Origin of the sequence: Mycobacteroides sp. H001, from assembly GCF_001440005.1 — a bacterium.
Taxonomy (GTDB): Bacteria; Actinomycetota; Actinomycetes; order Mycobacteriales; family Mycobacteriaceae; genus Mycobacterium; species Mycobacterium gwanakae.
This window is the reverse complement of record NZ_LJYH01000018.1, coordinates 1-20,486: the sequence shown is the minus strand read 5'-3', so window position 1 is coordinate 20,486 and position 20,486 is coordinate 1. Positions and strand designations below refer to the sequence as shown.

Annotated in this window: 19 protein-coding genes and 2 pseudogenes; 10 read left to right on the top strand and 11 right to left on the bottom strand. The window is 64.6% G+C overall.

Going from position 1 to position 20,486, the window contains the following annotated elements; translation table 11 throughout:
* Window positions 1-375 precede the first annotated feature (375 nt).
* The 3 genes from AOT83_RS01145 (at window position 376) to AOT83_RS01135 (ending at window position 3,265) form a co-directional block, all read left to right on the top strand.
* Window positions 376-981 (top strand): hypothetical protein, encoded by a 606-nt coding sequence (locus AOT83_RS01145; protein WP_057965843.1) that lies wholly within the window; start codon window positions 376-378, stop codon window positions 979-981.
* Window positions 982-1,019: 38 nt separating this feature from the next.
* Window positions 1,020-1,844, top strand: coding sequence for a hypothetical protein (locus AOT83_RS01140; RefSeq protein WP_057965844.1), 825 nt, complete (start codon window positions 1,020-1,022; stop codon window positions 1,842-1,844).
* A gap of 92 nt (window positions 1,845-1,936) precedes the next feature.
* Window positions 1,937-3,265: an HNH endonuclease signature motif containing protein gene (locus tag AOT83_RS01135; RefSeq protein WP_057965845.1), complete on the top strand. Its 1,329-nt coding sequence runs from the start codon at window positions 1,937-1,939 to the stop codon at window positions 3,263-3,265.
* Here AOT83_RS01135 and AOT83_RS01130 read toward each other — a convergent pair.
* Window positions 3,262-3,960, bottom strand: a complete 699-nt coding sequence (locus tag AOT83_RS01130) for a class I SAM-dependent methyltransferase (RefSeq protein WP_057965846.1) — start codon at window positions 3,958-3,960, stop codon at window positions 3,262-3,264. The two genes, AOT83_RS01135 and AOT83_RS01130, sit on opposite strands and share 4 nt — an antisense overlap.
* Window positions 3,961-4,235: 275 nt before the next feature.
* Between AOT83_RS01130 and AOT83_RS01125 the strand changes: the two genes are divergently transcribed.
* From AOT83_RS01125 to AOT83_RS01105, 5 genes are read left to right on the top strand one after another with little or no spacing between them, the layout of a single operon-like run.
* Window positions 4,236-5,264: a hypothetical protein gene (locus tag AOT83_RS01125; protein WP_057965847.1), complete on the top strand. Its 1,029-nt coding sequence runs from the start codon at window positions 4,236-4,238 to the stop codon at window positions 5,262-5,264.
* Window positions 5,264-5,911, top strand: a complete 648-nt coding sequence (locus AOT83_RS01120; RefSeq protein WP_057965848.1) for a DUF4129 domain-containing protein — start codon at window positions 5,264-5,266, stop codon at window positions 5,909-5,911. The genes AOT83_RS01125 and AOT83_RS01120 overlap by 1 nt, the downstream gene beginning before the upstream one ends.
* Complete coding sequence (locus AOT83_RS01115) at window positions 5,908-7,047, top strand: DUF4350 domain-containing protein (RefSeq protein ID WP_057965849.1); 1,140 nt, start codon at window positions 5,908-5,910, stop codon at window positions 7,045-7,047. Before AOT83_RS01120 ends, AOT83_RS01115 begins: the two co-directional genes overlap by 4 nt.
* Window positions 7,044-8,018, top strand: a complete 975-nt coding sequence (locus AOT83_RS01110) for a MoxR family ATPase (RefSeq protein WP_057965850.1) — start codon at window positions 7,044-7,046, stop codon at window positions 8,016-8,018. Before AOT83_RS01115 ends, AOT83_RS01110 begins: the two co-directional genes overlap by 4 nt.
* Entirely contained in the window at window positions 8,018-9,367 is a 1,350-nt protein-coding gene (locus AOT83_RS01105; RefSeq protein WP_057965851.1) for a DUF58 domain-containing protein, read from the top strand. The genes AOT83_RS01110 and AOT83_RS01105 overlap by 1 nt, the downstream gene beginning before the upstream one ends.
* Window positions 9,368-9,370: 3 nt before the next feature.
* Here AOT83_RS01105 and AOT83_RS01100 read toward each other — a convergent pair whose 3' ends face one another.
* Entirely contained in the window at window positions 9,371-10,363 is a 993-nt protein-coding gene (locus AOT83_RS01100) for a stage II sporulation protein M (RefSeq protein ID WP_057965852.1), read from the bottom strand.
* An 86-nt stretch (window positions 10,364-10,449) separates the two neighbouring features.
* On the opposite strand from AOT83_RS01100, the pseudogene AOT83_RS28085 reads away from it, so the two are divergent.
* Window positions 10,450-10,761 (top strand): annotated as a pseudogene (locus tag AOT83_RS28085) (RDD family protein); the annotation flags it as partial.
* A gap of 368 nt (window positions 10,762-11,129) precedes the next feature.
* On the opposite strand, the gene AOT83_RS01095 reads toward AOT83_RS28085, so the two are convergent.
* Window positions 11,130-12,389, bottom strand: coding sequence for a cation:proton antiporter (locus AOT83_RS01095; RefSeq protein WP_057965853.1), 1,260 nt, complete (start codon window positions 12,387-12,389; stop codon window positions 11,130-11,132).
* A gap of 4 nt (window positions 12,390-12,393) precedes the next feature.
* The gene (locus AOT83_RS01090; RefSeq protein ID WP_046255452.1) at window positions 12,394-12,768 is read right to left on the bottom strand and encodes a hypothetical protein; all 375 of its coding nucleotides are present in this window, start codon (window positions 12,766-12,768) and stop codon (window positions 12,394-12,396) included.
* A 138-nt stretch (window positions 12,769-12,906) separates the two neighbouring features.
* Here AOT83_RS01090 and AOT83_RS01085 point away from each other — a divergent pair, with 138 nt between their 5' ends.
* Window positions 12,907-13,635, top strand: a complete 729-nt coding sequence (locus AOT83_RS01085) for a PadR family transcriptional regulator (protein ID WP_057965854.1) — start codon at window positions 12,907-12,909, stop codon at window positions 13,633-13,635.
* A gap of 74 nt (window positions 13,636-13,709) precedes the next feature.
* On the opposite strand, the gene glpK is transcribed toward AOT83_RS01085, so the two are convergent.
* The 7 genes and pseudogenes from glpK to AOT83_RS01050 form a co-directional block, all read right to left on the bottom strand.
* Window positions 13,710-15,224, bottom strand: coding sequence for a glycerol kinase GlpK (gene glpK, locus AOT83_RS01080; RefSeq protein WP_057965855.1), 1,515 nt, complete (start codon window positions 15,222-15,224; stop codon window positions 13,710-13,712).
* Window positions 15,217-16,029 (bottom strand): MIP/aquaporin family protein, encoded by an 813-nt coding sequence (locus AOT83_RS01075; RefSeq protein WP_030095942.1) that lies wholly within the window; start codon window positions 16,027-16,029, stop codon window positions 15,217-15,219. Before AOT83_RS01075 ends, glpK begins: the two co-directional genes overlap by 8 nt.
* 91 nt (window positions 16,030-16,120) lie before the next feature.
* A complete protein-coding gene (locus AOT83_RS01070) occupies window positions 16,121-16,999 on the bottom strand; it encodes an SDR family oxidoreductase (RefSeq protein ID WP_057965856.1) in 879 nt (292 codons plus the stop codon).
* A 27-nt stretch (window positions 17,000-17,026) separates the two neighbouring features.
* Window positions 17,027-17,878 carry a MaoC/PaaZ C-terminal domain-containing protein gene (locus AOT83_RS01065; protein WP_030095944.1) on the bottom strand — a complete coding sequence of 284 codons (852 nt, stop codon included), beginning with the start codon at window positions 17,876-17,878 and terminating at the stop codon, window positions 17,027-17,029.
* A 16-nt stretch (window positions 17,879-17,894) separates the two neighbouring features.
* A complete protein-coding gene (locus AOT83_RS01060) occupies window positions 17,895-19,100 on the bottom strand; it encodes a lipid-transfer protein (RefSeq protein ID WP_030095945.1) in 1,206 nt (401 codons plus the stop codon).
* A 178-nt stretch (window positions 19,101-19,278) separates the two neighbouring features.
* Window positions 19,279-19,908 carry a TetR/AcrR family transcriptional regulator gene (locus AOT83_RS01055; protein WP_078286461.1) on the bottom strand — a complete coding sequence of 210 codons (630 nt, stop codon included), beginning with the start codon at window positions 19,906-19,908 and terminating at the stop codon, window positions 19,279-19,281.
* 38 nt (window positions 19,909-19,946) lie between these two features.
* Window positions 19,947-20,486, bottom strand: a pseudogene (locus tag AOT83_RS01050) (hypothetical protein); the annotation flags it as partial.

The following is a 20,486-nucleotide window of genomic DNA, read 5'->3' as shown; positions in this document are numbered from 1 at the left end:
GCCAACATCGCAGTTCTCCCCTGTCCTCAGTCCTCGAACCTATCTTCGAGGCAAGCCGAACAGAGTCTCACGCGCCACCGACAAGTGAGCGTTCGGCCGTATCGGTCGAGGACGTCCAAGGCTCCGCCCCCCTCACCCAATCGAATCAATCACAAATCGCCCGCTATGGCGTCGCGATACCCGCCAGAGCATTCCGCCTGCCCCGTTGTGGACTCATTCTTGCCCTACTCGCGAGATTATCTGAGCACTCTGCGAGGTTGACACGGTTTCACAATCAGGATCCGAGTCCAGACCACTAACCAGCCGTCCGCCTCCCCCATCCGGCACACTGGCGTAGAACGCTATGACCGCAGCCGCGCTAGGACAGATACGCAGATGACGCAACCGCAGTACCCCCACGGCCAGTACCAGCAGCCTCAACAGCAGTTTCCCGGATACCCGCAGCCCGGCCCTTATGGCCAGCCTCCCAGCGGCTACGCCCCCGCCCCCAAACCTCCCCGGCCGCCACTGACCCCGCAGCAGAAGGCTCTGGCCGTCGTCGGTGGCTCGCTCGGCATCTTCCTGATCGCCCTGCTGGTACTCGGACTCACCACCACCAACTCCAGCACGCAGAGCACCCGCACGTCCGCCAACGACCAGATCGTCGACTCGCCCCGCTCCTCCGGCTCCAACAAGGACGAGGACATCAAGGCGATCAAGCAGACCATCTCCGGAATGGCCGATGCCGCCAAGGCCAACGACTTCAAGAAGATGCTCACCTTCTTCTGCGCCAAGTACCGCGAGGCGTTCAAGGACATCGCCGGAAGTGGGCAGGCTCCCGATCTCAACGCCTTGACCAAGGCCGACAATGGCCCCTCGAAGATCACCGGCCTCGATATCGACGGCGACATCGCCGTCATTCACATCACCGATGCCAAGGGCAAGCACGACATCGAGTTCAAGAAGGAGACCGGCGGCTGGAAGTTCTGCCCGGGGGCCTAGCAGCTCCGCTCATCCGTGAGTGGACTCCACCGTGGCCGTTGGATATACGCCGAACCCTCGGCATCCACCGGCGCGGCTCGACTGATCCCACGTACCGGGTGTCCCCCGGCGGATCCATCACCCGGGGCTCCTACACCCCGGATGGCCCTGGGGTACTGACGATCTCACGCGAAGACAAAACCGTCGTCGGCCGGGCCTACGGTGACGGTGCCGAGTGGCTGCTCGATCGCCTGCCACGCCTGTTGGGCGCCGACGACGAACCCGAAGCGCTCACACCTAAACACGAGGTCGTCACCCGGCTGATCCACGGCGCGAAGGGCGTCCGTCTGGGCGCCACCGATCGCGTGTGGGAGGCCCTCGTTCCGGCCGTGCTGGAACAGAAGGTGCCCGGCGCAGAGGCCTGGCGTGCCTGGCGGTATCTCATCAACCGTGTCGGCACCGACATGGGCGGCGCCAAGGCTCCGCCACCCCAACGAGAATGGCTCGACATACCGTCGTGGGAGTGGCACAAGTCCGGTGCGGAACCGGTCCGCATGCGCACCGTCCGCATCGCTGCCAACATCGACGTGGAAACCAAGCCAGAGCACCTGACCTCGATCCACGGCATCGGACCGTGGACCGAGGCCGAGGTCCGCAGTCGCGCGCTCGGCGATCCCGACGCCGTGCCCGTCGGGGACTACCACATCGCCGGGCAGGTGGGATTCGCGTTCACCGGCAATAAGACCGACGATGCCGGCATGCTGGAACTTCTAGAACCCTATGCCGGACAACGCTATCGAGTCATTCGGCTCATCGAGCTCATGGCACCTAAGCCGGAGAGGCGCGGATCCCGGATGCCGGTGCGCGACTACCGCAACTTCTGACATCCGACAAGCGGTTCATCCCACTTGTGGATGGCCATCGTGGTTGTGGATAACCTCGCCCAGCTGTCGGTCGTCATCCATAGCCTTCAAACATGAGTCCAATCGACGATCTACTGGCGACAGCCACCGCTGTCGTCGAGTCGTCGTGTGATGAGCTCAACAATCCCGAGTTGCTCTCCGCACTAAGGCAACTGGAAATTGCACAGCGCAAGATCACCGCGGCCTCACACGCACTCACGGCCCGGCTGGTGGAACGCGGGTCACCGGTCGCGCTGGGCGGTACGACATTCGCAGAAGTACTGGCACGGCACCTCTCGATAAGTACCGCAACCGCTCGGCGCCGCCTCGCCGATGCCGCACATCTCGGCCCGCGGCATTCATTCACCGGCGAGCCCTTACAACCCCTGCTTCCGCGTACCGCCCGCGCATTGCGAGAGGGCCGCATCGGCGACGAGCACGTGCGGATCATCCGCAAGTTCTTCGACGTCTTGCCCGACGCGATCGACGCCGATACCCGCGAGTCTGCCGAGCAGCGATTGGCATCCATGGGAACCGAATTCGGCCCGGAACAACTCCGCGCTGGCGCCGACCGGATTGCGGCTCTGATCAATCCCGACGGACGATTCTCTGACGTCGACCGTGCCCGCATGCGGGGCATATCGATCGGACGCCAGGGAACCGACGGAATGAGCGCCATCAGCGGCCTGCTGGATCCGGAGACGCGCGCCTACCTCGATGCAGTGCAGAGCAAGCTCGCAGCGCCGGGCATGTGCGATCCTCGTGATGAATCTCCCACGACCGAAGGCGAACCCGACGCGGCAGCCGCCGAGCGCGACACACGAACGACCGCCCAGCGAAACCACGACGGACTACGAGCGTGCCTGCGCAGCACCTTGGCCTCGGGCAAACTGGGCTCACATCATGGATTACCCGTCACCGTCGTGGTCTCAACGACGGTGAGCGAGCTGCAGAGGGCAGCCGGTCAGGCGATATCGGGTAGCGGCAACCTAGTGCCCATACCCGACCTGATCCGGATGGCCGCCCACGCCCTGCATTACCTCGCGATATTCGACGACGACGGCCGCCCGCTCTACCTGGGTCGGTCCAAAAGGATCGCCACCGCCGATCAGCGAATTGTCTTACACGCCAAAGATCGTGGCTGTTCGGCGCCGGGATGCACGGTGCCCGGTTATCTCTGCCAGGTGCATCACGTCGACGATTGGTGCGACGATGGACCCACCGACATCGACAACCTGACCTTCGCCTGCGGCCCGCATCATCGGCTGCTCCAACAGGGCTGGACCACCCGAAAACGCCGCGGTAACGGGGTCACCGAATGGATTCCGCCGCCGCATCTCGATACCGGCCAGTCCCGCACCAACGACTACCACCACCCCGAGCGGTTCGTCCTGGACTTCTAGCCCGCCAGGTGCGCCGAAAGTAGCCACGCCGGCACCGATGACCGGCCGTCGGGCTCGACCTGGTGCCGCGCGAACCCCTGCGCCACACCCGGTTCGAATCCGTTGAAGTTCGCGTAGATCTTGGCGGGGCGGATCTCATCAATGGCCCAGTACTTCGAAACCGCATCCCGCAGTTCATTTTCGGTGACGGCATTGACGGGTGATTCCGCCGGGAACGCGGCGCGATCGAAGACCAGTACGTAGTAGCGTGCGCCCGGCGCCGCGGCACGGACAATCGAACGCTGATAGCCATCGCGTAGCTCGACAGGCATCGAGTGGAACAGCGTCGAATCGATGATGGTGTCGAACCGTCCGTCATATCCCGTGACGGCTGAGATGTCGGCGACCGCGAAGCTGGCATTGGTCAGGCCGCGTTCGGCCGCATAGCCTTTCGCCAGTTCGATGGCCTTGGGCGCGGAGTCCAGACCTACGGTGGTGTGCCCCACCTCGGCGAGATACAGCGCGGTTGCCGCCTCGCCGCAACCGGCGTCAAGCACCTCCCCGCGCACTTTGCCCTCGGCGATCAGCGTCGCGATCTCGGGCTGTGGTTCACCAATGCTCCACGGCGGCCGGACACCCAAACCGTCGGGACGCTCGCCGCGGTACGCGGCCTCAAACGCGAGATCGAATTCCTGTGTGGCGCTCTTCTCAGTCATATCCCCAGAATGTCAATCCGCCTGACATATGTCAAGAGTGTTGACATTAAAATTGGGAGGCAATTGCCAGGAACGCCCTCAGCCGACAAAATGGAGCAATGAGCAACGACGAGGGGGGCGTCACTCCGTCTCCGCTACCCCCGGGACCCCCACCCGCCTACCCTCCTGCTGCGCCTGGCTATCCACCCTCCCCGGCCTACGGATATCCACCCCCGGGATTCGGATACCAGCCGCCACCGCCTGGATATCAGGGGCCGCCGCAGGTTCCCTACTGGGTGACACCTGCGCCACCGGCACTGAAACCCGGCATCATCCCGCTGCGCCCGCTGGATCTGTCCGCGCTGTACAACGGTGCCGTCGCCGCCATTCGCGCCAACCCCAAGGCAACGATCGGTCTCACCGCCATGGTCGTGGTCATCAGCCAGCTGCTCACCTTCGCGTTGCAAGCCGGACCCATCCTGGGACTGCTCAGCGGTGTCGGCGGCTTCGACGCGAACAGTGACGACGCGTTCGCCGCCGCATTCGGGATCGGATACTTCGGCGGCGCGGCCATCGGCTACGTGATCACCATGCTGGTCACCATCGTCCTGAGCGGCATGCTGACGGTCACCGTCGGACGCTCCGTATTCGGTGAACACACCACGCCCTCGGCGGCCTGGCAGCGTGCCAAGCCCCGCATCTGGGCGCTCATCGGGTTGGCGTTCCTCTCCGCGCTACTGCTGACCCTGCCTCTCGCGATCGGTATCGCCGGAGTGGTCGGGCTTGCCCTCACCGTCGGCCCGTGGGGCGCGGTACCGGCGGGCTTCGCGCTCGGGTTCGGCTTCCTTGCGCTGTACTTCTATCTCATTCCCGTCTTCGCCCTGGCGTCCCCGGTTTTGATCCTGGAGCGCCAGAGTGTCTTCGGCGCAATCGGCCGATCAATATCTTTAGTACGCAAGGGCTATTGGCGCCTCCTGGGCATCCTGCTGCTCACATCCATCATCGTCGGCATCGTGGCCGGCATCCTGGGAATGCCCTTCAGCCTCGGCGGACAGATCGGCATGGGCCTGGGCTCATCGAATACCAGCAGCACGACAATGCTCCTGGGTCTGGCGCTCACCAGTGTCGGTGTCATCGTCGCCCAGATCATCACGCTGCCGTTCAACGCCGCGGTGAACGTGCTGCTCTACACCGACCAGCGAATGCGCACCGAGGCATTCGATCTCGTGTTGCAAACCGAAACCAGAACGCGCGAGCGCCTCGGACAACCCGGCATCGACCCTGATGCGTTGTGGCTGCCCGCGTATCCCCCGGTTCAGGTGTAATGCCGACCGTCGACATCGACCGCGAATCAGCGGCCGAGGCGGCCCAACACGAACTCGCCAAACCGATCTACGAGCACCCCTCACCGCTGGATCGTCTGGTCAACTGGATCATCGAACACCTGAACTACCTGGAGTTCCGGGCCAGCGAGGTTCCCGGCGGCTGGTTCACCATCGTCGTCACCGCGCTCATCGTCATCGCCGTCGTGCTGCTGTTGGTGCGCATCGCCCGCCGCGCCATCCGGACCAAGGGCGGCGCGGATTTCGGGCTCTTCGAATCAGCCGAGCTCACTGCGGCGGAGCATCGAGCGGCCGCGGAACTTGCCGCATCCCAGGGTGACTGGGCCTCGGCAATCCGGCACCGGCTGCGCGCCGTGGCACGCCAACTCGAAGAACGCACGATCCTCACCCCGGTGCCGGGACGTACCGCCAACGAGCTGGCCGCCGACGCATCACGCGAATTACCCTCACTGGCGCCAGAATTCCGATCGAGTGCGGAAATCTTCAACGACGTGAGCTACGGCGAACGCCCAGGCACCGAACAGTCCTATCGCAAGATCGCCGACTTGGACGACCATATCCGCGATGCCGCGGTTCTGTTGACATCCACAGAACCCGGCGCGATGACGGGCTGGGAGGCGGTGCGGTGACCACCAGCACCGCCACCTCTCCCCGCCTCCGGGACCGTTGGCGCACCTGGGCATGGATCCTGACCGCACTGATCGCCATCGTCGTCACGGGTCTACTGGTCACCAAATCGCCTCGGCCCGAGGGCTATCTCGACCCAGAAGCCGTGACCCAGCGGGGCGGGCACGCTCTCGCGCAACTGCTGCGCGACCGCGGTGTCACCGTCACACGCGCCACCACCATCGCCGAGGTCCGTGCCGCGATGCGACCCGACAGCCAGCTCATGGTGCTGGACAATGGGAATCTCACCGACGAGATACTGGACTCTCTGGTTGAGATTCCCGGGGATCGTCTGCTGCTGGCGCCGTACTCCGCGACCCGTGAGCGGCTGGCCTCGCAGGCACGCATCACCTCGTACCAAAGCGATGAGATCGTCAAACCCGACTGCGATCTCCGGGAAGCTCAGCGGGCCGGGACCATTCAGACATACATCGGCCCCACCTACACATTCACCAACCCGGGTCCCGGCCAAATTAGCTGCTACGGCGGCACTCTGCTGCGTTATCCCGAGGGCGCCCGCACCATCACCGTGCTGGGCGATGACACCCTGCTATCCAACCTGCAACTGGCCAAGCAGGGCAATGCGGCATTGGCCATGAATCTGGCCGGCCGCTCCTCGCACCTGGTTTGGTACGTCCCCGAACGGCCGAAGGTAGGCACCAGCGCCCAACCGAAATCGATGGGCGATCTGATCCCCGACCAAGTGAGCATGGCTATTTGGCAGCTCTGCATCGTCGTACTGCTGCTCGCTCTCTGGCGGGGCCGCCGCCTGGGGCCCGTGGTCGCCGAAAAGCTTCCGGTGATCGTGCGCGCTTCGGAAACCACCGAGGGGCGCGGGCGCCTCTACCGGTCGCGCCGTGCCCGCGATCTCGCCGCCGCATCGTTGCGCGAGGCCGCCACCTACCGGATCGTGCGCCGGCTCGGCCTCCCGGTCGACGAGACGCCGCAGGTCGTCACCACCACCGTCGCTTCGCGAATAGGCCGTAACCCCATCGAGATTCACCATGTGCTGTTCGGCCCCGTCCCGTCGGACGACCAACAGCTCACCAATCTGACTCGACAACTGGATCTTCTGGAAAGGCAGGTACGCGAATCGTGACACAGGCAACCACCACCGGGAACTCTGAGGACGCCGCGCGCAATGCCCTGGCCGCGTTACGCGAACAAATCGCCACCGTGGTCGTGGGGCAGGATTCCGTGGTCAGCGGACTGGTCGTCGCGCTCCTGTGCCGCGGGCACGTCCTGCTGGAAGGCGTCCCCGGAGTCGCGAAAACCCTTCTGGTGCGTACGCTCTCGGCGGCGCTGTCCCTGGAGTTCAAGCGGGTGCAGTTCACTCCCGACCTGATGCCGGGTGACGTCACCGGGTCCCTGGTCTATGACGCACGCACCGCAGCATTCGAGTTCCGGGCCGGTCCGGTGTTCACCAATCTGCTGCTGGCCGACGAGATCAACCGCACCCCGCCCAAGACGCAGGCGGCACTACTGGAGGCCATGGAGGAGCGTCAGGTGACGGTCGATGGCACTCCACGGCCGCTCCCCGATCCCTTTATCGTCGCCGCGACCCAGAATCCCATCGAATACGAGGGCACCTATCAACTGCCCGAGGCTCAGTTGGACCGCTTCCTGATGAAGCTCAACGTGTCTCTGCCGGAACGTGATCAGGAGATCGCCATCCTGGAGCGGCATGCGCACGGATTCGACCCCCGCAGCCTGTCCCATGTCACTCCGGTCGCCTCTGCCGCCGACCTGGAGGCCGGACGCGCCGCGGTGGGCCGCGTGCTGGTGGCCCCGGAGGTGCTCGCCTACGTGGTCGACGTCATCCGCGCCACCCGCCAGTCGCCCTCGCTGCAGCTGGGCGCCTCCCCGCGCGCGGCGACGGCCCTGCTGGCGACATCCCGTGCGTGGGCGTGGCTGTCCGGCCGCAACTACGTCACTCCGGACGACGTCAAGGCGATGGCGCGTCCGACGCTGCGTCACCGCATCGGCCTGCGTCCCGAGGCGGAGTTGGAGGGCGCCACCTCGGACCGTGTGCTCGACGGCATCCTCGTCACGGTTCCGGTGCCGCGCTAGTGATTCTCACCGGACGCGCGGGATTGGCGGCGCTGCTGGGCGCGCTGCTGATCCTGGTGTCGCCGTGGCCGGTTCGGCTGTTCTGGCTGCTACTCCTGGCGCTCGCGGTATTGATCGTCATCGATATCGTCGCCGCCGCCAGCCCGCGCCGTCTCACCTTTGTCCGGTCGGGGCCGGATTCCATCCGGCTTGGTGAATCCGTAGACATCACCCTGCAGATCCAGAATCCGGGCCGCCGGGTACGCGGATGGGTCCGAGACAGTTGGGCACCGAGCATGCGTGCCACACCACGGGCACACCGGTTGAATCTGCGCAACGGCGAACGCACACAGATCGTTACCTCCTTGCACCCCCTACGTCGTGGCGATCACCGGCCAGCCACCGTGACCGTGCGCACGGTGGGACCGCTGGGGCTGGCCGGGCGGCAGGGACGTCACGACGTGCCCTGGCAGCTGCGCGTGCTGCCACCGTTCCTGAGCCGCAAGCATCTGCCGTCCCGACTCGCCAAACTGCGCGAACTCGAAGGCGCCATCCCCGTCCTGATCCGCGGCCAGGGCACCGAATTCGATTCGCTGCGTGAGTATGTCGTGGGTGATGACGTCCGGTCCATCGACTGGCGTGCCTCCGCCCGGCGCAATGACGTGGTGGTACGCACCTGGCGCCCGGAACGAGACCGTCGCATCCTCGTGGTGCTGGACACCGGTCGCACCTCGGCGGGACGCATCGGCGTCGACCCGACATCGGGTGACCCCTCCGGGTGGCCGCGGTTGGACTGGGCGATGGACGCCGCATTGCTGTTGGTGGCATTGGCATCTCGCGCCGGAGATCGCGTGGACTTCCTGGCGCACGACCGCGCGGTGCGCTCGCAGGTGTCCGGTGCATCGCGCAACGAACTACTTCCGCTGGTGGTCAACGCGATGGCGCCGCTGGAATCGTCGCTTGTCGAATCCGACGCCCGCGATCTCGTGGCCACCATTCGTCGCAAATCCCGTCATCGCTCGCTCATCGTGCTGCTCACCGACCTGAATCCCGAGGCGCTGGAGGAGGGCCTGCTACCGCTGCTTCCCCAGCTGACCAGCCATCACCATCTGCTGGTAGCCGCGGTCAGCGATCCACGTGTCGAGGACATGGTGATGCCCGAGAACTCCACGGGGCCAGGAAATATCAGGACACTGGACGTCGAGCAGGTCTATGACGCGGCCGCTGCCGAACGTACCCGTGGCGGACGCCGGCGCATCGTCACCTTGTTGCGCCGGCAGGGTGTCGAGGTCGTCGACGCCCCACCGGACGAGATCGCCCCCGCTCTTGCTGACCGGTATCTGTCGTTGAAGGCGTCCGGACGCCTGTAGCGCTCAGGAAGCCGGAGCGTAGTCGGGAGCGTCTTCCATATCGCCGGATTCGTTGGCGGCCACCCCGCGCCGCCCGAGAATCACCACGTAGGCCAGGAACAGCGCCTCCGCGATCACCCCGATTGCCACACGTGCGAATGTCGGCAATGGCGACGGGGTGACCAGCGCCTCGATGAGGCCGCTCACCAGCAGTACCCCGACAAGTCCGCCCGCCACCGACATGACGGCACGGCCCTGCTCGGCAAGCACTTGTCCACGGGGCCGATCGCCGGGGTCAATAACCTTCCATCCCAGGCGCATTCCCGCGCCCGCGGCCAAGAACACCGCCGTCAACTCCAAGAGACCGTGCGGAAGGATCAGGCCGAAGAACACATCTCCGCGGCCCGCCGCGATCATCAAACCACCGGCCACGCCCACATTCGCCGCATTCATGAACAGCACAAACGGGATGGGAATGCCCAGCAGCACGGCGAAGATGATGCACTGGGCCGCCACCCACGAGTTGTTGATCCACACGTGCAGCGCGAAGGCCGCCGCGGGATGCTCGCTGTAATAGTTTTCGAAGTCCTCGTTTACCAGGTGCGCAATCTCATCGGGTGTTCCGATCACCGATTGCAGCTCGGCCGAGTGCATCACCCAGATGCCGACGGCGACTGCCACCACCATCGAAGCGACTGTCGCGCCCAGCCACCAACGCCAGCTCCGGTAGGCGACCACGGGAAACGACACCGTCCAGAATCGGATGAAGTGACGCCACAGCGGGGCATGCTCGCCGGTGACGGCCGAACGTGCCCGGGCAACCAGGTTGGACAACCGCCCGACCAATGCCGGATCCCCCGAGGACGACCGCACGGTCGACAGGTGCGTCGACACCCGCTGGTACAGCTCGACCAGCTCATCGATCTCTGGACCGCTCAGGCTGCGCCTGCGCTTGAGCAGCAGCTCCAGCCGGTCCCATGTCCCCCGGTGAGTGGCGACAAATGCGTCCACGTCCATCTGGCAAATACTAGTAGTCTCGAGTGATGTCCGAGTTGGTGACGGGTGACGCGGTTGTCTTGGACGTCAAGGTGGCCCAGCTTCCGGTGCGGGTGGTGTCCGCGTTCATCGACATCTTCGTGCAGGTGATCCTGCTGTATGCCGGAATCTTCGTCGTCGCGTTCTCGCTCTCGCAGTTCGACGAGGCGCTGGCCGGCGCGCTCAGCATCGCCTACTCCGTGCTGGCACTCGTCGGCTATCCCGTCATCTGGGAGATGTCCACCCGGGGACGCTCGCTGGGCAAGATGGCCATGGGATTGCGGGTGGTATCCGACGACGGCGGCCCGGAACGCCTGCGGCAAGCCGTTATCCGCGCCCTTGCGGCCGTGGTCGAGATCTTCATGTTCATGGGCGCACCCGCCGTGATCAGCAGCTTGGTGTCGGCCAAGGGTAAACGTCTGGGCGACATCTTCGCGGGCACCATGGTGATCAGCGAGCGTGGTCCCAAACTCCCTCCGCCACCGGTGATGCCACCACCGCTGGCCGAATGGGCGCAGACGCTACAACTCTCGGGCCTCACCACCGAACAGGCGAATCTTGCCCGCCAATTCCTCAACCGTGCAGGGCAATTGGCGCCGCAAACCCGCGACCAGATGCTCTATCAGATCTCCACCGATGTGCTTGCCAGCATCGCACCGCCACCGCCGCCCGGCACACCCCCACAGTTCATGCTGGCCGCGGTGCTCGCCGAACGTCACCTTCGCGCCCTGGAGCACATGCAGCCCGCCTACCCTGCGGCGCCGTCGCCTGTCCCACCGGCGGACTGGGCCGGACCACCCGCAGCACCGGCAGCGTCAGACCCCTCCGAGTCTCCGCGAGGGCCTTCAGGTTTCGCCACCCCTGGCTGATTCCGGGTAGATGTCTTCGCGTAGAGCGAGCCGCCTAGCGTTGCCACGACGATCGTGACCAGCGCCCCCAAGATGAGTGCCGCAGCCTCACCGTGCAGTAATGATTGTTGCTGTTCACCGATCGCGGCCGCCGCGATGGGCACGCCGAGCTGAGCCGCCGCCAACGCACCCAGCGATACCGGCTGTCCGAAAATCCGTCCGACCATATGTGCCAACACGGCCGCGCCACCCAGGCCCAGCCCCAGCAGCATGAGCTTGGGGTTCTCACCGAGCTCGCGTACGTGCAGGGAAGCCCCCAGCCAGACGAAGAACAGTGGCGAGAAGAAGCCTTCGGTGAAGCCGAACAGCTGCTTGGCAAGGCGGCGCGGCTCCCCGATGCCCGCGACGACCAGGCCCAGCGCGAACCCGGCCAACATGATCGACACGTGGGTCTCCACGGCCAGCGCCGCCAGCCCGAAGACGATGGCCAGGCTGATCCGCAGCTCCATGGCCACCCGGCGCTGCTTTGAATAATCGTGGAACCGGTCAAGCTTTCCGGCCTGGTCGAGCGCGCGCAGGATCACGAAAACAATGCCCGCGCAGGCCGCCACGGCCACCGCACCGACGGCCGCCCGGGGCGCGTGCTTGAGGTCGATAACCAAGGGCAACAGAACAATCGATGCGGTATCGGCGATGGCCACTTGCGCGGTGGTGCTCAATACCTTGGGCCCTTCTAGGCTCAGCGAGTCGATGATCGGCAGTACCAGTGCCGCCGAGGAGGACGCGATGAGCACCGCGTACAGCGGTGCATGTCCGGTGTGGAACGCGTTGGCCAGCAACACTCCCAACACCGCACCGACCGCGCCCACCACGATGGCGCGCAGGGCCGCCTTGGGCAGTGCAGCCACCATTGTCTTATCGCGTATGGGCACATGCGTGCCGGCGACGAACATGACCAGCGCGAATCCGACGTCGGCGAACATCTTGAACGTGGGATCGAACGCGTCGATCCAGCCAAATCCGGTGCGGCCGATGATGATTCCGGCGAGTAGTTCGCCGATGACGACAGGGATCCGCAGCCGCGTATTGAGTGCGAGCAGCGGCCCGACCATTCCGACGACGACGACGATCGCCAGGGTCGGAAATCCAAATCCGCTCATGGAGCTACTGCCAGGAAACCAAATGGCAGGGGATATCGGTATTTTCGTCGGATATGTAGCTGGCGCAGACCCGGTGGTAGCCGTCGGCGATCTCCAGCCGCGCCCCGGAACGTGCGTCACCCCGGACCAGCAGGATGGGGGACAACGCCTTGTCCTTGGCGATCTTCGCAAGGTCGCGCGCCACGTGAGCGTTGGTCTTGGGAAGCATCTCCAGGTGAGCCGCCCGCAGAATGTCCTTGGCCTTGCGGTACTCCAGCGTCGCATTGCGCAGCGCCTTCACGGTCCGCTTCACCACATCGGCCTCACCGACGAGCGTCAGGTAATCCACGGCCGCCGCGTAGTCGTGGTCCTCGGGTTGTTCCAGCCACTTCACCGTCATGGCGGTCACCCTACGGCGCGTAGCTGGCAGCAGCTCTCGAAATCGTCTCCGAAAGTTTTCGTTGCATCACGATCGATTCCGATATATCGTTATGTATCGAGAGGCGAGAACGCCTCCCCCAAGCACAAGGAGATACACATGACTTCCCATGAGGAAAGGGCCGAACAGTTTCGGCCCGACACACCATTTGGTTTCGGATTCGGGTTCGACCCCACACGTCGCGGACCAGGTCGGCGCCACGGCGGTCGTCGTCACGAATGCGACCCGCGCGGCGAGTTCCAGGATCAAGCCTGGGCTGGGCGACGCGGACCCGGCGCGTTCATGGACCGCGGGTTCGGGCCCGGGTTTGGACGCGGATTCGGTCCGGGCTTCGGCCCTGGTTTTGGATTCGGTTTCGGTGACCAGCCGCGTGGACGCGGACGGGGACGTGGCCAGCGCGGCGACGTCCGGGCCGCCATCCTGGCGCTACTCTCCGAACGCCCGATGCACGGCTACGAGATGATCCGTGAGATCGCCGAGCGCAGTAACAACATCTGGCGGCCAAGCCCCGGTTCGGTCTACCCGACACTGCAACTGCTCGTTGACGAGGGCCTCATCGTCGAGGCCGAGGGCAGCGGCAGCCGCAAGCAGTTCGAGCTCACCGAAGAAGGCAAAGCGGGCGCGGCCAAACTCGACACCCCGCCCTGGGACAAGATCAATGAGGACGCCGACCCATCGGTGCTCGATCTTCGTTCCGCACTCGGTCAGCTGATGGGCGCAGTCGCACAATCGGCCCACGCCGCCTCAGCCGAACAGCAGCAGCGGATCATCGAGATCGTCAATTCTGCTCGCAAGCAGATCTACGGCATCTTGGGCGAAACCGACTAGCTCACTTGTCGAGTGTCGACTTTTCGGGCTGTTCTCTCGAACTTTCACCCGAGAAGTCGACACTCGGCCATTACTTAGACCTCGACCCAATCCAGCGTGCGCTGCACGGCCTTCTTCCAGCCGGCGAACCCATGCGCGCGCTGTTCCTCGCTGATCGAGGAGCTCCAACGCTCGTCTTCCTGCCAGTTCCGCCGAAGGTCGTCGACGTCCTTCCAGAAGCCGACGGCCAAGCCCGCCGCATAGGCAGCACCGAGAGCGGTCGTCTCGGCGACAACGGGTCTGACGACATCCACGCCCAGGGTGTCTGCCTGGATCTGCATGCAGAGCTTGTTGGCGGTGATCCCGCCGTCCACCTTGAGCACCTCCAGGTGCACACCCGAGTCGGCCTCCATGGCCTCGACCACTTCGCGGCTCTGGTAGCAGATCGCCTCCAGCGTGGCGCGCGCCAAATGCGCGTTCGTGTTGAACCGGGAAAGGCCCACGATCGCGCCGCGGGCATCCGAACGCCAGTACGGCGCGAACAGGCCCGAGAAGGCCGGTACGAAATACACCCCGCCGTTGTCCTCGACCTGACGCGCCAAATCCTCGCTTTGTGCGGCGCCGCTGATGATGCCGAGCTGATCCCGCAACCACTGCACCGCCGAGCCGGTGACCGCGATGGAACCCTCCAGCGCGTACACCGGCTTGTTGTCCCCGAATTGGTAACAGACGGTGGTCAACAACCCGTTGCGCGAGCGGACCAATTCTTCACCGGTGTTGAGTAGCAAGAAGTTTCCGGTGCCATAGGTGTTCTTGGCCTCGCCAGGGCTCAGGCACACCTGCCCCACCATCGCCGCCTGCTGATCGCCCAGGTCGCCGGCAATGGGCACCTCACCACCGAGCGGCCCCATATGGGTGGTCACACCAAAGGGCTCCACCGGCGAGGATGCCTTGATCGGCGGAAGCATCTGGCGCGGAATGGAAAAGAACGACAGCAGCTCGTCATCCCAATCCAGGGTCTCCAGGTTCATCAGCATCGTGCGGCTGGCGTTGGTCACGTCGGTGACGTGTACCCCGCCACGGATGCCACCGGTAAGGTTCCAGATCACCCAGCTATCGGGGGTACCGAAGAGCGCATCCCCGTTCTCCGCGTCGCGGCGCACACCGTCGATGTTCTCCAGAATCCACTGCAGCTTGCCGCCGGAAAAGTATGTGGCAGGAGGTAATCCGGCCTTCTCCCGGATGACGTCACCGCGGCCGTCACGGTCCAGCGCCGCCGCGATCTTGTCGGTGCGGGTGTCCTGCCACACGATGGCATTGCAGTACGGCCGGCCGGTATGACGGTTCCACACCAACGTGGTCTCGCGCTGGTTGGTCACTCCCACGGCAGCCAGATCCCCCGACGACAATCCGGTCACGTTCAGGGAAGTGGCCAGCACCGACCAGGTGCGTTCCCAGATCTCCACCGGATTGTGCTCCACCCAACCTGCCCGCGGCAGCAGCTGCTGATGCTCCAATTGGTGGCGGCCGACCTCCTCGCCGCGGTGGTTGAAGATCATGGCACGCGTGCTGGTCGTGCCCTGGTCGATCGATGCCACGAAATCAGCCATTGGCGAACTCCTCGGTGTGCGACGGTGATTGGGTTTCGGAATCGTCTGCGTACAGGAATGCTTCCACGAGATAGCGGTACAGGGCGGCCCCCAGCAGGCCCCCGACGAGTGGTCCGACTATCGGCACCCACCAGTACTGGGCGCCGTGCTGGTCCAGGAAGGCCGTATCGAAACCGGTGAGATAAGACGCCAGCCGGGGCCCGAAATCGCGGGCCGGATTGATCGCATACCCCGCGATGGACCCCCATGCCATGCCCAGACCGACGACCACCGCCCCGATCGCGAACGGCAAAAGACTCTCAGGCATACGGATATTGCGCCGGTCTGAAATGGCGAAGATCAGGAACAACAGGATCGCGGTGCCGATGATCTGGTCGCGCAGGCCGCCCCACAGGCTGACGTCAAGGGCGCCGTTACCCGGGAGCGTCGAGAAAACCCCCTGCGTCGCAATGGTGTGCCCGGGATCCACAGCCGACAACACACTTCCGTAGTTCCACCGAACCAGCAGCGCCGCCACGAACGCACCCGCCGTCTGGGCCAGGATGAACGGAATCACCTGTTTCCAGGGGAATCCACGAAACACCGCCAATGCCAGCGTCACCGCCGGGTTCAGGTGCGCGCCGGATATCCGCCCGGCGGCGAAAATGCCGAAGGCGACTCCCATGCCCCAGGCCCAGGCGATGGAGTTGTGATTGCCGTAGTCCTCGTTACCGGCCGTCACCACCTGTGCGACCACACCCAAGCCGAACAGAATCAAGATCAGCGTGCCGACGAACTCCGCGGCGAGTTGACCGGTGTGCCTCATAACTCCGAATCTAGGGGCGCGCCGCCGTGCACACACCTGAAAACGCCGAACGGTCCCCCGATTTCGGGGGACCGTTCGCGTTAAGAAATACCTACTTCCAGGGCTCGACGCTCTCGCGCACCAGGTCAATGCTCCATGGTCCGTCGGTCTCGGCGGTGTCGGTCACCGACCATCCCTTGAGCCGCTGGATGGATCCACCGGTCACCTTGAACACCTGACCGGTCCACGGGTTCTTCTCCGTGCTCAGGTAGGCCACCAACGGTGAGATGTTGGCCGGGCTGAACATGTCGAACTGCCCCTCCTCCACCGGCGCCGCGAAGATCGCACCCATACCCGGCGTGGCCAGCGTCAGGCGCGTGCGCGCCACCGGCGCGATCGCGTTGACCTTGACCCCGTACCGCTCCAGCTCGGCGGCCGCGACGCAGGACAGCGCCGCGATACCGGCCTTGGCCGCACCGTAGTTACCCTGACCCGGATTCGGCAGTGTCACACCGGAATCCGATGCGGTGTTCACCACGGTGGCCTTGACATCGGCGCCGGCCTTGGACTGTGCCTTCCAGTACTCGGCTGCGTGGCGCAGCACCGCGAAATGCCCCTTGAGATGCACCTGGATGACCGAATCCCACTGGTCCTCCTCAAGGCCCGCGACGAAGCCGTCCCGCAAGATGCCCGCGTTGTTCACGACGGCGTCCAGCTGTCCGAAGGTTTCGACGGCCTGATTCACCAGATTCGAGGCTCCGGCCCAGGTCGAGATGTTGTCGGTGTTCGCAACGGCTTTGCCTCCGGCGGCCACGATCTCGTCGACCACTTCCTGCGCGGGCCCGGCATCCGATCCGGAGCCGTCGTTGGCGCCGCCGAGGTCGTTGACGACCACCGATGCGCCTTCCCTGGCGAAGAGCAGCGCGTGCTCACGGCCGATGCCACGTCCGGCACCGGTGATGACCGCCACCCGTCCGTCAAGTTGTCCCATAGTGATTCCCTCTCCTTCTGCGATGACTTAGGCGATAACGGCGTGGCCGTTTTTGATGACGAGATCGTCGCCGACGCTCGTTTCGTATGAATAGGTGCCGACGGCACCGTTCTTCCAGAAGCTGGTGGTGATGTCCTGCCCGGGCAGCACCGGCTTGGCGAAGCGCACCGCCAGCTCCTTGAGACGCTCGGTGCGTGAGTCGGCCAGCTCGGTCAGGGCGGCCCACGATGTAAATGCCATGGTGCACAACCCATGCGCGATGATGCCGGGCAATCCGGCCGCCACCGCGGCATCGTTGTCCAGGTGGATCGGCATCGGATCACCCGAGGCCGGGCTGTACCGGAACGTCTGGTCATCATCGACATGCTGCACCAGGGAGGCGGCTGGCGCGTTGGCCTTGATCGCCTCATCCAGCACAACGTTCGGGCCAAGCACACCGCGTGTCTCACCCACGTCGTACTTGCGGAAGAAGAACGTCACGTACTGTTCGTTGACCAGATCGCCCGAGGCATCGCGCGTTTCGGCATACACCGTGCCGCGAGTGCCGTTCTCCATACCCTCGTAGCCGGTCATCTTCGACTTGGCCACCAGCGTGTCGCCGGGCTTGATGGGCCGGTGGAACCGGAAGAACTGCTCGCCGTGCACCACACGCGGAATCAACTGGTAGGGAACGACACTCATTGTGGTTCCGACCAGTGACTGGAAGATGGGCACCACCGCGAAAACCGGTGGTGCCACCTCCCCCTTGCGATGCTCTTCGATCGGGTCGTTGGTGGCCTCGGCATAGGCGATCAGGCGATCCTTATCGACCTCGATGGTCTCCTCGGCGCCCCACTGGTCCAGGCCATCGTTGTTGAACGGGTATTTGGTGTCAGCCATTGTTTTCCAACCCCTTTCAGCGGTTGGCCGGCTTGTAAGCGGTGACCACGCACGCCCCACCGAGGCCGAGGTTGTGCTGCAACGCCACCTTCGCGTCGGCCACCTGGCGCTTGTCGGCCTCACCGCGCAGCTGCCAGGTGAGCTCGGCGCACTGCGCCAGACCGGTCGCACCAAGCGGGTGCCCCTTCGAGATCAGGCCACCCGACGGGTTGACCACCCAACGGCCGCCGTAGGTGGTGTCACCGTTGTCGATCAGCTTGCCGCCCTCGCCCTCGGCGCACAGTCCCAACGCCTCGTAGGTGATCAGTTCGTTGGCCGAGAAGCAGTCATGCAACTCGATGACGTCCACATCGTCGGCCGAAATCTGAGCCTGCTCATACACTTTCTGCGCGGCGAGCTTGGCCATGTCGAATCCGATGAGCGTGATCGCCGACTTGGATTCCAGCGTCCCCGGGGTGTCTGTGGTCATCGCCTGCCCGACGATTTCCACGGCACGGTCACCGAGCCCGTTCGCCTCGACGAACCGCTCCGAGGCCAAGATGGCCGCGCCCGATCCGTCGGAGGTCGGCGAGCACTGCAGTTTGGTCAGTGGTGCGTAGATCTCTTTGGCGTCCAAAATGTCCTGAAGGGTGTACTCCTCCTGGAACTGCGCGTAAGGGTTGTTCACCGAATGCTTGTGGTTCTTGTAACCGATCTTGGCGAAGTGCTCGGCGGTGGTGCCGTACTTCTGCATGTGCTCACGCCCGGCGGCGCCGAACATCCAGGGCGCAGGTGGGAAGGCGAAATCGAACAACCCGGCGAGGGCTTCGATGTGCCGCTGCATGGGCTGCTCGCGATCGGTGAAGGTCGCGCCCAACGATCCGGGCTGCATCTTCTCGAATCCCAGCGCCAGCGTGACATCGGCAAGTCCACCGCGAATGGCCTGCGCCGCATTGAACAGCGCGGTCGAGCCGGTTGAACAGTTGTTGTTGACGTTGGTGACCGGGATGCCGGTCATGCCGAGTTCATAGACGGCACGCTGACCGGAGGTGGACTCCCCCGCGCAGTACCCGACATAGGCGGCTTCCACCTTGTCGTAGTCAATGCCGGCGTCGGTCAGGGCATTGGTGCCCGATTCCTTGGCCATGGCCGGGTAGTCCCAGCCCTCACGTCGTCCGGGTTTCTCGAACTTCGTCATCCCGACGCCGATGACGAAAACCTTTTCGGGGGCCTTTGGGGGCATCGTTCCAAGCTCCTTTTGCGCGCACTTCGATGGGGGCTTCGTCAACGTAACATACGTTCTATCCTGAATGTAAGGGTGCGGTACAGATGTATCGTCAACCCGAAGAAGGCCTGGTCCATGGAACGATGAACTTGGCGAACGTGCGCCAAACTTGCCCGGAATCACCCCGGACATTTACCTACAGGACAGTTTGTTTTTGCGTATCGAGCTGCGGCGCCCGAAGCCGCAGCTCCAGCATCTGCTTGGCCCTGGCCCAGCGACGGTCGCGGGTTTCCTGAGACGCGGTCAAGCTGCTGACCAGGATGCCGCGGATGATGTCCATGGCCAGCAGACCGAAGTCACGCCGATCTCTGGGTGACGTCGGATCCTCGTCGTCGAGTACATGCAACGCTGACAGATTGTGCAGCACCATCTTTTCGAACTGGTCCAGGTGCACACGCAGGTCAGGCTCGGTCCGCGCCGCGATAAGCAGCTCCACCACCGCGGTAAACAACGGCCCCTGATGAATCCGCCACAGCACGTCGAGATACCGCTCAACAGAGTCGGCGGATTGATCCATGGCCATCAGCTCTTCGAGCACCGCCTGGGTGCGCTTGAACGCGAGATGGCGCACCGACTCAGCCATCAGTTCCGACTTCGACTGGAAGTGATGGATCAGCGCACCGCGCGTGACACCCGCGCGACTCGCGATACGCGAGGTGGTGGTGCCGGAATACCCGAACTCGACGAGACAGTCGATGGTCGCCTCAAGCAAGCGAGAACGCATCGCCGCCGAACGTTCCTCCTGGGTGCGTCGCGGCGTGGCCATGCCCACATTGCACCACAGTCAGCCGACGGGCAACGCGACTATCGGCCGGTGACCTGGTGGAAGATCTGCGCGGCCTGCGCCTCGTACTTCGCATACGCGTCAGGGAAGGCGGAGCGCTGAACCGACTGCGCGGCTTGGGCAACGCTCATGTCCTGCCAGCCGGACACCTTCACCAACTGGTCGTAGAACTTGCCTGCCGACCTCGTCGGATCCATCAAATCGGCTGTGGCACCCCAGCTTTGACGCTGCTGGAACGGCCCCACCGAGTCGTGGTCATGTCCCACACCGTCATTGGCCAGCATCATCGAGTCGGGAACCGAGGAGTTCGCGAGGCTGCGCAAGCCGGACTCGGTGAGTGCGGTGGCCAACGCGATCTGAATCGCCTCGGGCGAAAGCCCCCGACGCAGACCTTCTTCGATGATCTTGCGCGCGACGTCCATCTGACCGGCGTCCAGATTCATGAACACCGACGGACCCGACGGACGCAACGACGGAGCACCGGTGTTGGAGTAGCTCCCGTCGGGCACGCTATGGCCCCCGCCGCCACCGTGGCCGCCCCCGCTGCCGCCGCCATGGCC